Consider the following 13,837-nt stretch of genomic DNA (forward strand, 5'->3'; position numbering starts at 1 on the left):
CGGGGGACGTGGTGGATTTGTCCGTGGATGATGCTGCGGATCTTGAGGTGTCGGATTTGGCGATCCTGTCGCGCTTCGCGCGCCCGGCATCGGCGACGGCATCGGCGTGCGTGATCGTGCTTTCGCATCCGAGGCGAAGCCGTCCGACGGGCCCGGTGCATGCCCGTCGGCCACGAACCCCATCGGTCGGCACTTCGCGGCCTGCCGCTCGCCTCCGTCCGATCCGGACTGCTTCGGCCCGGACTGCTTCGGCCCGGACCGCTTCGGCCCGGCCTGCCGTGCCCGTCTGGTGGGAGTTCGTTCCCGCTCCGATCTCCGCACCCAGCCCTGGCCCCGGTCCCGCACCCGCACCCGCACCCGGTCCCGCTTTTGGTTTTGGTTTCGGTTCTGGCTCCGCTTTTCGGCGAGAGGCCGGGCGGGGCGGGTGTGAGTGAGGGGGCCGGGGTTCGGACGCTGATGATCTGGTGTCCGGACTGGCCGGTTGTTGCTGCGGAGATCGTTGACGGGGTGGGCTCGGCGGGGCCGGTGGCGGTGCTTCATGCCAATCGGGTGGTGGCCTGCTCGGAAGCCGCTCGGGCGGACGGGGTGCGGCGGGGGCTGCGGCGGCGGGAGGCGCAGAGCCGGTGTTCGCGGCTGGTGGTTGTCGAGCACGATGCGGGGCGGGACGCTCGGGCGTTCGAGCCGGTGGTCGCGGCGATCGAAGAGGTCGCGGTCGGGGTCGAGGTGATCCGGCCGGGGGCCTGTGCGCTGGCAGCCCGGGGGCCGGTGCGGTACTTCGGGGGCGAGGAAGCGGCCGCCGAACGGATCGTCGAGCAGGTGGCGCAAGCCTGCGAGGTGGAGAGTCAGGCGGGGATCGCCGAAGGGGTCTTCGCCGCGGGGCTGGCGGCGCGGGCGGGGCGGATCGTCGCGCCGGGGCGTACCCGGGAATTTCTGTCGGGGGTTGCGGTCGAAGCCCTTGACCGTCCGGAGCTGACCGATCTGCTGCGCCGGCTGGGTGTGACGACGCTGGGGGAGTTCGCCGCGCTGCCGCCCTCGGACGTGCTGACGCGGTTCGGGTTCGACGGTGCGCTGGCTCACCGGCTCGCCGCCGGGTTCGACCATCGGCCGCTCGCGGTGCGTCGGCCGCCGCCGGATCTGGACGTCTCCGAGACGTACGACGAACCGCTGGAACGCGTGGACGTCGCCGCGTTCGCGGGGCGGGTGCTGGCCGAACGGCTGCACGACGTCCTCGCCGCGCACGGGCTGGCCTGCACCCGGCTCGGTATCGAGGCGGTCACCGCGGACGGGCAGGAGTTGCACCGGGTCTGGCGGCACGACGGCACCCTCACCGCGGCCGCGATCGCCGAACGGGTTCGCTGGCAGCTCGACGGCTGGCTCACCGGTGCCCGCCGCGGCGCCACCAACCGGCCCACCGCCGGCCTGGTCCGGTTGCGCCTGATCCCGGACGGGGTGCTCGTCCACCTCGGTCTGCAACCCGGCCTGTGGGGCGACGCCGGCGCCGAACGGGAACGCGCCCACCGCGCCCTCAGTCGCATCCAGGGTCTGCTCGGCCCCGAGGCGGTGATGACCGCGATCCGCACCGGCGGCCGCTCCGCCGACGACCAGATCAGCCTCATCCCCTGGGGCGACGAACGCACCCCGCCCCGGGCGACCGCCACCCACCGGGACCCCTACCCGGGACTGACCACCATCCCGGTCGCGGCCGTGACCCCGGACCCGATCCCGTTCCCGCAGACGGCCCGACTCGCCGTGGTTCCCGACCCGGTCCCGGCGGTTGATCGGCCGGAGGTGGATGTCGTCAGTCCATTGCGAGAAGGGAAAGAGGCGGAGAGGCCTGCCCTTCGGCTTGTGTCCTCATCGGACGGAAAAGGGCGGTCTGCCTTGTCTCTTCTTCCTACGCCGGATGCGGTAGACGAAGAAGAAGAGGCGGGAAGCGAGGCGGAGGAAGGCTCGGAGGGCGAGGGCGCGGGGAGTAAGGCGGGGAAGCGGGGGCGGAAGGCGCGGGCTGCGCCGGTGTTGCCGCCCTGGCCGGGAAGGGTGCCCAAGCCCGCGCCGGCGGTGGTGCTGCTGCGGCCGTCGGGGGCGGTGGTGGTGGATGCGGCGGGGGAGCCGGTTCGGGTGAGTGCGCGGCTGGAGTTGACCGGCGCGCCGGCCGGGTTGTTGCTGGAGCGGGCTCCGGCCGTGGAGATCGTCGGGTGGGCGGGGCCCTGGCCGGTGGAGGAACGGTGGTGGGCGGCCGAGGAGATGCGGCGGCGGGCCCGGTTTCAGGTGGCGCTCGCGGACGGGCGGGGCATGCTGCTCTCGCTCGCCGGTGGGCACTGGGCCGTGGAGGCGATCTATGACTAGGGCGGCGGGCTGATGGGCTTTCACAACCCCAAGATGTCCTGGTCGGAGCTCGAAGGGATGCTCACCGGAGAGAAGAACAAGAAGGAGAAGGACAAGGGGTGGCCGTCGGGAGAGCCGGCCGTCGTCGATCCGCTGGCGGGGGACGGGGACGGCGGTGACTCGCCGGCATGGAGCCGGAAGCGGCAGCGGTACGAGGCGCCGGCTTTCATCAAAAAAGAGTCCACGGTGGACTATGCCGAGTTGCACTGTCACAGCAACTTCAGCTTCCTGGACGGGGCGAGTCATCCGGAGGAGCTGGCCGAGGAGGCTTCGCGGCTGGGGCTCGAGGGGCTGGCCGTCACGGATCATGACGGCTTCTACGGGGTGGTGCGGTTCTCCGAGGCGGCGCGGGAGCTGGAGCTGCCGACCATCGTGGGTGCGGAGCTGTCGCTCGACCTGACGAAGCCGCAGAACGGTGAGGCCGATCCGGAAGGGCGGCACCTGCTGTGCCTGGCGCACGGCGCGGAAGGCTACGCGCGGCTGGCCCGGACGATCTCGCGGGCTCAGCTCAGGGGTGCCGAGAAGGGCAAGCCCGACTACGGCGACCTGGAGGAGGTGGCCGCCGAGCTGCGGGATCACGTGCTGGTGCTGACCGGCTGCCGCAAGGGGAGCGTTCCGAAGGCGCTGGCCGAGGAGGGCCCCGCCGCGGCGGCGCGGGAGCTGGACCGGCTGGTGTCGCTGTTCGGCAAGGCGAACGTCGCGGTCGAGCTGACCTCGCACGGCGACCCGTACGACGACGAGCGCAACGACTTCCTGTACGCGCTGGCCGGCAGCCGCGGTGTGCCGCCGGTGGCGACGAACAACGTGCATTACGCCACCCCGAAGCGGCGGCGGCTGGCCACCACGCTGGCCGCGGTGCGGGCCCGGCGCAGCCTGGACGAGCTGGACGGCTGGCTGCCGGCGGCGGGCACCGCGCATCTGCGGTCGGGCGCCGAGATGGCCCGCCGCTTCCAGAACTGGCCGGGCGCGGTGGACAACGCCGCGAACTTCGGCGGGGACCTGGCCTTCGACCTGCGGCTGGTCGCGCCGAAGCTGCCCGATTTCCAGCGGCCGGACGGGCACACCGAGATGAGCTGGCTGCGGATGCTGACCATGGAGGGGGCCCAGGAACGCTATGGGCCGCCGGAGGCGCATCCCAAGGCGTACGCGCAGATCGAACACGAGCTGAAGATGATCGAGGAGCTGGACTTCCCGGGGTATTTCCTGGTCGTCTACGACATCGTCCGGTTCTGCCGGGAGTCGAAGATCTACTGCCAGGGCCGGGGGTCGGCGGCCAACTCGGCGGTCTGTTACGCGCTGCGCATCACCAACGTCGACGCGGTCGAGTACGACCTGCTGTTCGAGCGGTTCCTGGCGCCGGAGCGGGACGGGCCGCCGGACATCGACGTGGACATCGAATCGGACCGCCGCGAGGAAGCCATCCAGTACGTGTACAAGAAATACGGCCGGGAACACACCGCCCAGGTGGCGAACGTGATCTCGTACCGGCCGCGGTCGGCCGTACGCGATGTTGCCAAGGCTTTTGGTTTTTCTCCCGGTCAGCAGGACGCCTGGAGCAAGCAGATCGACCGCTGGGGCAGCATCGCGACGCTGGACGTGGACGACATCCCGGCGCAGGTGGTGGAGTTCGCGAACGAGGTGCAGAGCTTCCCGCGGCACCTGGGCATCCACTCCGGCGGCATGGTGATCTGCGACCGGCCGATCATCGAGGTCTGCCCGGTGGAGTGGGGGCGGATGCCGGGGCGGACCGTGCTGCAGTGGGACAAGGACGACTGCGCGGCGATCGACCTGGTCAAGTTCGACCTGCTGGGGCTGGGCATGTTGTCGGCGCTGCACTACGCCTACGACATGCTGGAGTCCGATCTGGACATCAGCACGATGCGCCTGGACGACCCCGAGGTGTACGAGATGCTGTGCCGGGCCGACTCGGTGGGCGTCTTCCAGGTGGAGAGCCGCGCCCAGATGGCGACTCTGCCGCGCCTCAAGCCGGACTGTTTCTACGACCTGGTGGTGGAGGTGGCGCTGATCCGGCCGGGACCGATCCAGGGCGGCTCGGTGCATCCGTTCATCCGCCGCAAGAACGGCAAGGAGAAGGCGACCGTCCCGCATCCGCTGATGTGGAACGCGCTGGAGAAGACGCTGGGTGTGCCGCTCTTCCAGGAGCAGCTGATGCAGCTGGCGATCGACGTGGCCGGTTTCGACCCGTCCGAGGCCGACCAGCTGCGCCGGGCGATGGGCTCGAAACGCTCGATGGAGAAGATGGAGCGCATCAAGAAACGGCTCTACGACGGCATGGCCGAGCGGGGCATCACCGGCGACCTGGCCGACGACCTGTACGTCAAGCTTTCCGCGTTCGCCAGCTACGGCTTCCCGGAGAGCCACGCGATGAGCTTCGCCTACCTGGTGTACGCGAGCGCGTGGCTGAAGCGGTACCACCCGGCGGCGTTCTGCGCGGCGCTGCTGAACGCGCAGCCGATGGGCTTCTACTCGCCGCAGTCGCTGGTCGACGACGCCCGCCGGCACGGGGTGGAGGTGCGCCGCCCGGACATCAACCTCAGCGACGCCGCGGCCACCCTCGAGTCGGACGAGCAGACCCGGTGGGGCGCGCTGCCCGGTGAGGCGCCGCACGCGTGGGGGTTGCACGGCCCCGCGGTGCGGCAGGGGCTTCAGAGGGTACGCACGATCGGCGACGACCTGGCGAAACGCATCGAGGAGGAACGCCGCGCTCACGGCGCGTACCGGAGCATGACGGATCTCGCCCGGCGGACCGGATGCTCGACCACCCACCTGGAGGCCCTCGCCACCGCCGACGCTTTTGCGAGTTTCGGGCTCTCCCGCAGGGAGGCGCTCTGGGCGGCGGGGGCTGCTTCGCAGGACAGACCAGACCGCCTTCCGGGTACGGTGACCGGCACCGACGCCCCGGCCCTGCCCGGCATGGACGACGTGGGCAGGCTGGTGTCCGACGTCTGGGCGACCGGCCTGTCCCCGGACGCGCACCCGGCCCAGTTCGTGCGGGAGAGGTTCGACGCGGCCGGTGCGCTGCCGATCTCCCGTCTGGGCCCGGTGGAGGCGGGCACCCGGATCCGGGTCGGCGGCATCGTCACCCACCGGCAGCGACCGGCCACCGCGGGCGGGGTCACGTTCATCAACCTGGAGGACGAGACCGGGATGCTCAACGTGACCTGCTCGCCGGGGCTATGGCAGCGCTACCGGAAGGTGGCCCGGACCAGCGCGGCGCTGATCGTGCGGGGCCGCCTGGAGAAGGCGGAGGGTGTGCTCAACCTGGTCGCCGACCGGCTCGAGGGGGTGACGCCACCGATCACCTCGCCGTCCCGCGACTTCCGCTGAACGGGCAGATTTCCTCGGGTTCCGCAACCTTTGCACCTTTGGTGCCCTATACCGGATGCGGACTACACGGGGGAGAAGGTCATGAACAAGATGGTGCTGGTGGCGGCGGCAGTGGCGAGCCTGGCGATCGGGAGCCCGGCGAGCGCGGCGGCCGGCGGCCCGGAGGAGAGTGCCCGCAAGGCGAAGACCTCGCTCACGCTGGCCTACACGGCCGAGGCGGGCTTCGCCGCGGCGGTGGTGGTGACGTGCGTCCCGGACAGCGACGTGCATCCGAACGCCAAGAAGGTGTGCAAGACCCTGGTCAAGGTGAACGGCGATCCGGGCGCGATCAAGCCGGCCCCGGTCATGTGCACGCTGGAGTACGCGCCGATCACGGCCGAGGCGAAGGGCATCTGGGAGGGCAAGAAGATCGCCTGGTCCAAGAAATTCAGCAACACCTGCGACATGCGCCGCGCGACCGGGGTGCTGTTCACGTTCTGAGCCTGATCAGTCTGATCGGGCTCAGTCTGATCAGGAACCTGTCAGGTCGGCCGCCGGATGGCCCGGCCGACCTATAGTCGCCGCGTGTGCGCGCATGTGCTGGTGGCCGAGGACGACGAACGACAGGCCGAGGTGCTGCGGCAGTACCTCCTGGCCGGCGGTCACGAGGTGGCTGTCGTGCACGACGGCGGCGCCGCCCTGGAACTCCTCCGGCGGCAGCCGCCGGACCTGCTGATCCTCGACGTCATGATGCCCGTGGTCAACGGGCTGGAGGTGTGCCGGACGCTGCGCCGCGACAGCGACGTGCTGGTGCTCATGCTGACCGCCCGGACCGCCGAGGACGACCTGCTGACCGGGCTGGACGTCGGCGCCGACGACTACCTCACCAAGCCGTACAGCCCGCGTGAGCTGATGGCCCGGGTGCGGACGCTGCTGCGGCGCCAGCGCACCGACACCACGTCCGACGTGCTGAAGGTCGGGCCGATCACCGTCGACCCGGGACGGCGGCGGGTCGAGGCGTCCGGTGTGCCCGTCGAGTGCACGCCGGGCGAGTTCGCGATCCTGGCCGCGTTGGCGGGACAGCCCGACCGCGTGTTCACCCGCACCCAGCTGCTCGCCCGGACCCCTGGCCGTGCAGTCCACCAGCCGGGCACACACCAGGACTGGACCGGCGTGCCGAAGACCGTCGACGCCGAAGCGGCCCGGCTGCACCGGCGGGTCACCCTGATGACCGACGACCGCCAGATCATCGCCGACTCGAAGCCGGGCGTGCCGCTGGACGCCACCCGCGCCTCGGCCACCGTCGACGCGTTGCGGATCGACCCGGGGCTGACCGACAGCGCGGACCGGATCGACCCGCGGGTGACCGGCCCGTACCGGCTGTCGAAGAACGAACGGGAGAAGCTCCACCGAGTCGCGCAGACCCAGCTGGTCTGCATGCAGGAGAACGGCGTCAACGGCCAGGTGACCGTCGACGCCACCGGCCGGTCCACCGTGCAGACCACCAGCGCGGACATCAACTTCGTGGTCGGCCTGTGCCGGAGCAAGACCCCGATCGACCCCACCGAGACCGAGCAGCAGGCCCTGGACGACCTCGCCTGGCTGGCCGAGGAGTGTCTCGGCGGCAAGCACGACATCCTCGTGCTCAACCAGGACTTCACGGTCGCGGGCCTCAGGGACCGGACGGCCGACATGCGCGAGGTCCAGTCGTGCGTCGCCGAGGCGCGGATCCGGCAACTGCGGCCGTACGTGGCGAAGCCCGCCCTGCTTTTCGTCACCGACCCGGACACCGGCGCCACCGAGGAGCCGGTGTTCAGCCTCTCCCAGGAGAACCCGTTCCGCATCGTCTGGGTGACCGCCGCCGTCCTGCTGGCGACGATCCTGCTCACAGTGCTGACCGGACGCCGGCTGGTCCGGCCGCTGCGCGCGCTGACCGAGGCGGCCGCCGAACCGGCCGGCGGTCCGGCGCCGATGCCGGTGCAGGGCCGCGACGAGATCGGCCACCTGGCGCGCGCCCTCAACGACGACGGGCTCGCCGCCGGGGCCGGGGTCCGCAGGGAGGCCACCCGCGGCGGATCGTCCCGGTCAGCGCCGGCGGAGCAGCCGCCGAGCAGGAACGTGACGGCCAGCGCCGACACGGCGTACCGGGCCACTGTCATCTGAGGCATGCGGAACACCATCACAGGCCATTGTCAGGACGCCGTCAGATCGGCGGAAACTCATCAAGTTCTGACAATCGGTCGCCAGACTCGGCCCTCGTGCATCCCGAACAACCGCAGCCCCGCCGGATCGGCCGCCGGATCGTGATCCCGGCCCTGGTCATCGTGATCGTGGCGGCCGCCGTCGTCGTCTGGTACCAGCGGCGTGACACGTCGAAGCCGTCCGCCGGCACCCCCGTCGCCGTGCGGACGGTCGCCGTCGAGAAGACCGACCTCTCGGTCACCAAGTCGCTGACCGGCACTCTCGGGTACGGCCGTGCGCGACCGGTCAAGGGCGGACGCGACGGCATCGTCACCTGGCTGCCCCGGTCCGGCGCCTCGATCAGCCGGGGCAGGCAGCTCTTCCGGGCCGACGACCGGCCGGTGCCGCTGTTCTACGGTGCGATGCCGCTCTACCGCGACCTCGAGACCCCCAAGACGGTGGGCCGCGACGTGCGGATCGTCGCCACGAACCTCAAGGCGCTCGGCTACTCGATCGGCCGCCAGCCGGACCCGGGAGAGACGGTCACCCGCACGATTCCTCTCCCCGCGCCCGAGCCGTCCGCCACCCCGGGGGCCCCGACACCCCCGGACCATCGGACCGAGCGGACCACCGTACGCAAAGGGGAAGGGGTTTTGACCTCCGGCCTGATCGCGGCACTGAAGCGGTGGCAGCGAGATCTCGGCCTGCCCGTCACCGGCACGATCGGAGTCGGCGACGTGGTGGTGCTGCCCGGCGCGGTCCGGGTCGACTCCGTGACCGCGCTGACGGGTGACAGCGCCACCACCCCGCTGATCACCGTGACCTCGACCACGAAGGTGGTCACCGCGTCGGCGACCGTCGCCGAGGCCGGCGGGATCAAGGCCGGCGACGAGGTCACCGTCCTGCTGCCCGGCGACGCCTCGGTGCCGGGCGAGGTCTCGGCCGTCGGAACCGAGGTACAGCAGGGCGAGGAGGGCTCCGGGAACGCCGAGCCCAAGCGCGCCGTCACCGTCACCCTGGACAGCGGCAAAGGACTGAACGGGATCGAGCAGGCGCAGGTGCAGGTCGATCTGGCCGGCGAGACCCGCGAGGGCGTCCTGGTGGTCCCGGTCGGAGCGCTGGTCGCGCTCAGCGAGGGCGGGTACGCGGTGCAGCTGGCCGACGACCGCCTCGTCGCCGTCGAGACCGGACTCTTCGCCAAAGGCCTGGTCGAGGTGACCGGCGACGGCATCACCGAGGGCGCCCAGGTGGTGACCACCTCATGACCGTCCTCTCCGTACGCGACATCACCATGCGCTATCCCGGCGGCGTCGCGGCGCTCGACGGCGTCTCGCTCGACATCGACGCCGGCGAGATGCTGGCCATCGTCGGCCCGTCCGGTTCCGGGAAGTCGACCCTGCTCAACATCATGGGAACGCTGGACCGCCCGACCTCCGGCACGGTGGAGCTCGGCGGGCTGGACATCGCCGGGCTGTCCGACCGGCGCCTCTCCGCGCTGCGCGGACGGTGGCTGGGCTTCGTGTTCCAGGCGTTCCACCTCACCGCCGGGCTCAGCGCCGCCGAGAACGTCGCCACCGGCCTGCTCTACGCCGGAGTGCCCCGCCGCAAACGCCGGCCGCTGGCCCTGGAGGCGCTCGACCGGGTCGGCCTGTCGCACCGCGTCGCCCATGCGCCGCACCAGCTCTCCGGCGGCGAACGGCAACGCGTCGCGATCGCCCGGGCGCTGGTGCACGGGCCCGCGCTGCTGCTCGCCGACGAACCCACCGGCGCCCTCGACACGCGGAACGGCCGGGTGGTGCTCGACCTGCTCCACCGGCTGAACGAGGAGGGCACGACCATCGCGGTCATCACCCACGACCGGGACATCGCGGCCGCCCTGCCTCGCCGCGTGGAGATGCTCGACGGCCGGCTGGTGGCCGCATGATTCCCTACACCAAACCCGTCCGGCTCGGTCTCGCCGACCTGCTCGGGCTCGGACTGCTGGGATTGCGTACGCGGAAAGCCCGAGCCGCGTTGTCGGCACTCGGCATCGCCATCGGGATCGCCACCATGATCGTCGTCACCGGCATCCCGGCGTCCAGCCAGGCCCAGCTGATGCGCGAGTTGTCCGCCCTCGGCACCAACATGCTGGAGGTGCGGGCGATGCCCGACCAGGACCCGCCGGTGCTGCTGCCGGCCGAGTCGGTCGGGATGGTCCAGCGGATCGGGCCGGTGACCCGGGCCAGCGCGGTGGCCAACACCCACACGGTCGTACGCCGGTCCGACCGCACCGACCCGGACGACAACTCCGGCCTGACCGTGCTGGCCAGCCGGCTCGACCTGCTGCCCGCCATCAACGCCCGCGTCCACCGGGGTCAGTGGCTCAACGAGGCGACGTCGCACTTCCCGGCCGTGGTGCTCGGCTCGGAAGCGGCCATCCGCCTCGGCGTCACCGGCACCGGGCGGCAGCTGATGATCCGCGACAAGTGGTTCACCGTCACCGGCATCCTCGCCTCGGTGCCGCTGCTGCCCGAGATCGACCGGTCGGTGTTCGTCGGCTGGCCCGCCGCCCAGACCGAACTCGGCTTCGACGGGCATCCCACCGTGCTCTACGTCCAGTCCAGGGAACCGGCGATCGAACAGGTGCGCGGGGTGCTCCCGGAGACCGTCGACCCGGGGCAGCCCGCGAACGTCATGGTCAGCCGCCCGTCCGACGCGTTGGCGGCGAAACGGGCGACCGAGACCGCGTTCTCGGCGCTGTTCCTCGGACTGGCCGGGGTGGCGCTGCTGGTCGGCGGCATCGGGGTGGCCAACACCATGGTGATCTCGGTGCTCGAACGCCGCGGCGAGATCGGGCTGCGCCGGGCGCTGGGCGCCAACAGGGGGCAGATCCGCGGGCAGTTCCTGACGGAGGCGGTGGCGCTGGCGACTCTGGGCGGGATCGCCGGCACGGTGCTCGGGGCGGCGGCGACCGTCGGGTACGCGGCCTACCACGACTGGCCGCTCGTCATCCCGCTGTCCGCGACGTTCGCCGGGCTCGGCGGGGCCGTGGTGGTCGGCGTGGTGGCCGGGGTCTACCCGTCGATGCGGGCGGCCGGGCTGCCGCCGACGGAAGCGCTCGCGACCGCCTGACCGGCGTTGCTTCCGGTGACGGCAGCGGTCGCCGATGACTGGGCGGCGTTCGGTAGGTTTTCGATGTGACGGACGAGAGCGCCAGGATGGTCGCCGGCCGGTACCGGCTGGACCGGGTCCTGGGCCGCGGCGGCATGGGCGCCGTCTGGCAGGGCAGCGACACGCTCCTCGACCGGGACGTCGCGGTGAAGGAGATCTACCTGCCGGGCGCCGACTCCGGGCCGGTCGACCCCGCCGATCCCCGCATCCGGCGGGCGATGCGCGAGGCCCAGGCCGCCGCCCGGCTGCGTCATCCCAGCATCGTCACCGTCCACGACATCGCCCTCGACGCCGGCCGGCCGTGGATCATCATGGAGCTGGTGAACGGCCCGTCCCTGGCCGACGTCATCGAGAAGTCCGGGCCGCTGCCGGCCGGTCGGAGCGCCGAGATCGGGCTACAGGTCCTCGACGCGCTGAGCACCGCCCACCGCCACGGCACCGTGCACCGCGACGTCAAACCGGCGAACATCCTGATCGACACCGACCGGGCGATGCTGACCGACTTCGGCATCGCGGCCGTCGACGACGCGACCGCGCTGACCGCGACCGGGTTCATGATCGGCTCCCCGGCCTACATGGCGCCGGAACGGATCAACGGCCACCCCGCCACGCCCGCCGGCGACCTGTGGGCGCTCGGCGTCACCATCTACACCGCGGTGACCGGGCGCTCGCCGTTCCAGCGGGAGGACACCCAGGGGACCATCGCGGCGATCCTGACCAGCCCGGCCGTACCGGTCGACGCCGGGCACCTCTGGCCGGTCCTGGCCGGGCTGCTGGAGAAGGACCCGGCCCGGCGGCTCACCGCGGAGCAGGCGCGGCCGCTGCTGGCCACGTCGGCCCGGGAGGACGTCACCCTGCGGTACACGCCGCCGGCGCCGCCTGCTCCGGCTTTCTCAGCGCCGCCGCCTTTCTCGGCGCCGCCGGCTCCCTATCAGACCCCGCCTCCCTTCCCCGCGCCTTCCTTTCACCAGCACGGGATGCTGCCCGCCGACTTCCCCGTCCAGCTGGTCGAGCTGACGGTGGGCGACCGGACCGGCTACACCCTGCGGGCCCACGTGCCGGAGCAGGACGGCTGGACCACACCCGTCTTCGCCACCTCCGCCGGACGCCTCCCTCTGGTGCCACGCCCGGAGCAGGCGGCCGGGTTCGCGCTGGCAAGCCCCGAGCACGACCTGTCCCGGATCCCGCACTGGGGCTGGCTGTGCCAGTCGATGTCACGCGGTTACCTGCCGCTGCTCGACGCCAACCGCTACGACCTGGGCCTCCCGGCGGTCAACCTGGAGATGGACCCGGCCCGGTGGCTGCCCGACCTGCTCGTCAAGTCCGGCACGATCGCGAACGAGCTGATCCTGGCCCTGGACATCGAGGAGGCGTTCCAGCTGCTCGCCCCCGGCACGCCGCTGGACCAGCTCGACGACTCCCTGCGTCAGGCCGGCGACCGCCCGCGCAAGAACCACATCCGCCAATGGCAGCAGCTCGACCGCCGGATGCTCGCCGCCTGGTGGCAGCACGTCACCGACATCATCGAGTCCCGCCTGGACTGGCGTGCCTGAATAATTCCATCTTGAGAGCATTTATCAAGGTGACGGCCGCATCCCCGACGGGTCCCGTCTGGTGATCTTCAACCGGCCGGTGGGGCCGAGTGGAAACCCGCGCGGAGGGTTCTACATGACTCGCTCGCCGGCCGAGAACAACGCCGATGGAACGGGATGGCATACGCCTCCCGTGGAGGCGGGAGACAACCATGTCCAAATCACTGCGGTCGTCATGTCGAACGATCTCTACACGTCATTGCTCTCGATCATGCCGGTGGATCCGGGCCCGACCGGTGCCTGGCTCATCAAGGAGTTACCAAGTGGCGGGCGCACCAACTCATTCATCGTGCAACCGCGGAAACGTACCGAGACTGACCGGAGCGGTTGCTAGATCGCATCCCAGAAGTCGATCAATGCGGTCGTCAGGGCGGGGAGGACGGCCGGAGGGAGCGCGTGGCCCATCCCGGGCACGGTGACCAGGCGTGAACCCGGCACCTGGGCGGCCAGATGCGCGGCGTGCGGCGGCGGGTTGATCGGGTCCTCCGGCGCCTCGATGACCAGGAACGGAACCCTGACCCGGGCGAGATCCCGCTCCAACCCGGACTGGCCGGCTCGGGCATGCGCGGCGGTATTACGGTACGTGCCCGCGTGGTCGATGCAGGCCGCCTCCAGCGCACGGAAGTAAGCGGCGTCGAACGGGACCTTGTCGCCGTTCAACAGGCGCCAGTGTTCGACCCGCCAGTCCAGCTCGGCCTCGCGGTCACGCTCGTCGGCCAGGTGCTCCCACAACGCGAGCAGGCGCGGGTCCGGCTCCGGCATCGGCGGGGCGTCGTCGCCGCCGGCCAGGCCCGAGCCCAGCGCGGCGGTGCAGAAGGCGGTCACGCTGAGCAGGCGTTCCGGGTGGTCGGCCGCGAGGAGCTGGACGAGGACGCCGCCCATCGACATGCCTGCCACGTGCGCCCGGTCGACCCCGGCCGCGTCCAGCACGGCCACGGCGTCGCCGGCCAGATCGGCTACCGCGTACGGGTGATCGTCGAAGGCCCACGTCGACCGGCCGGTGTCCCGGTGGTCGTACACGATGACCCGGAACCGGGCGGCGAGCGCGTCGACCAGCTCGGACGGCCAGATCATGGCGTTCGCGTTGGCGCCCATGACGAGCAGCACGGCCGGGGCGTCGGACGGCCCGGTGGCGCGGGCCCAGATCCGGTAGGGGCCGCCGGTGTCGGCGTAGAACTCCATCACCCGACTATGCCAGCGCG

9 protein-coding genes are annotated in these 13,837 nt (G+C 71.5%); 8 read left to right on the forward strand and 1 reads right to left on the reverse strand.

What is annotated here, in order from left to right; translation table 11 throughout:
• The first annotated feature begins 456 nt into the window (after window positions 1–456).
• The 8 genes from QSK31_RS03455 (at window position 457) to QSK31_RS03490 (ending at window position 12,596) form a co-directional block, all read left to right on the forward strand.
• Window positions 457–2,346 carry a DNA polymerase Y family protein gene (locus tag QSK31_RS03455; RefSeq protein ID WP_285680826.1) on the forward strand — a complete coding sequence of 630 codons (1,890 nt, stop codon included), beginning with the start codon at window positions 457–459 and terminating at the stop codon, window positions 2,344–2,346.
• A 12-nt stretch (window positions 2,347–2,358) separates the two neighbouring features.
• Window positions 2,359–5,733: an error-prone DNA polymerase gene (locus tag QSK31_RS03460; RefSeq protein WP_285680828.1), complete on the forward strand. Its 3,375-nt coding sequence runs from the start codon at window positions 2,359–2,361 to the stop codon at window positions 5,731–5,733.
• An 81-nt stretch (window positions 5,734–5,814) separates the two neighbouring features.
• On the forward strand, window positions 5,815–6,213 hold the full coding sequence (locus QSK31_RS03465; protein WP_285680830.1) for an SSI family serine proteinase inhibitor: 399 nt from the start codon (window positions 5,815–5,817) through the stop codon (window positions 6,211–6,213).
• 84 nt (window positions 6,214–6,297) lie between these two features.
• A complete protein-coding gene (locus QSK31_RS03470) occupies window positions 6,298–7,875 on the forward strand; it encodes a response regulator (protein ID WP_285680832.1) in 1,578 nt (525 codons plus the stop codon).
• A 95-nt stretch (window positions 7,876–7,970) separates the two neighbouring features.
• Complete coding sequence (locus QSK31_RS03475) at window positions 7,971–9,158, forward strand: efflux RND transporter periplasmic adaptor subunit (protein ID WP_285680834.1); 1,188 nt, start codon at window positions 7,971–7,973, stop codon at window positions 9,156–9,158.
• Window positions 9,155–9,817, forward strand: coding sequence for an ABC transporter ATP-binding protein (locus tag QSK31_RS03480; protein ID WP_285680836.1), 663 nt, complete (start codon window positions 9,155–9,157; stop codon window positions 9,815–9,817). The genes QSK31_RS03475 and QSK31_RS03480 overlap by 4 nt, the downstream gene beginning before the upstream one ends.
• The gene (locus tag QSK31_RS03485; RefSeq protein ID WP_285680837.1) at window positions 9,814–11,004 is read left to right on the forward strand and encodes an ABC transporter permease; all 1,191 of its coding nucleotides are present in this window, start codon (window positions 9,814–9,816) and stop codon (window positions 11,002–11,004) included. Before QSK31_RS03480 ends, QSK31_RS03485 begins: the two co-directional genes overlap by 4 nt.
• A 65-nt stretch (window positions 11,005–11,069) precedes the next feature.
• Window positions 11,070–12,596 carry a serine/threonine-protein kinase gene (locus QSK31_RS03490; RefSeq protein WP_285680839.1) on the forward strand — a complete coding sequence of 509 codons (1,527 nt, stop codon included), beginning with the start codon at window positions 11,070–11,072 and terminating at the stop codon, window positions 12,594–12,596.
• A gap of 369 nt (window positions 12,597–12,965) precedes the next feature.
• On the opposite strand, the gene QSK31_RS03495 is transcribed toward QSK31_RS03490, so the two are convergent.
• The gene (locus QSK31_RS03495) at window positions 12,966–13,817 is read right to left on the reverse strand and encodes an alpha/beta fold hydrolase (protein WP_285680841.1); all 852 of its coding nucleotides are present in this window, start codon (window positions 13,815–13,817) and stop codon (window positions 12,966–12,968) included.
• Between the last annotated feature and the right edge of the window lie 20 nt (window positions 13,818–13,837).

This window comes from Actinoplanes sp. NBRC 103695 (assembly GCF_030269485.1).
GTDB lineage: Bacteria > Actinomycetota > Actinomycetes > Mycobacteriales > Micromonosporaceae > Actinoplanes.

Excerpts from the sequence above, each read along its gene's own strand:
- QSK31_RS03455 (WP_285680826.1), top strand. The coding sequence starts at position 457 with ATGATCTGGTGTCCGGACTGGCCGGTTGTTGCTGCGGAGATCGTTGAC.
- QSK31_RS03460 (WP_285680828.1), top strand. The coding sequence starts at position 2,359 with ATGGGCTTTCACAACCCCAAGATGTCCTGGTCGGAGCTCGAAGGGATG.
- QSK31_RS03465 (WP_285680830.1), top strand. The coding sequence starts at position 5,815 with ATGAACAAGATGGTGCTGGTGGCGGCGGCAGTGGCGAGCCTGGCGATC.
- QSK31_RS03480 (WP_285680836.1), top strand. The coding sequence starts at position 9,155 with ATGACCGTCCTCTCCGTACGCGACATCACCATGCGCTATCCCGGCGGC.
- QSK31_RS03485 (WP_285680837.1), top strand. The coding sequence starts at position 9,814 with ATGATTCCCTACACCAAACCCGTCCGGCTCGGTCTCGCCGACCTGCTC.
- QSK31_RS03495 (WP_285680841.1), bottom strand. The coding sequence starts at position 13,817 with ATGGAGTTCTACGCCGACACCGGCGGCCCCTACCGGATCTGGGCCCGC.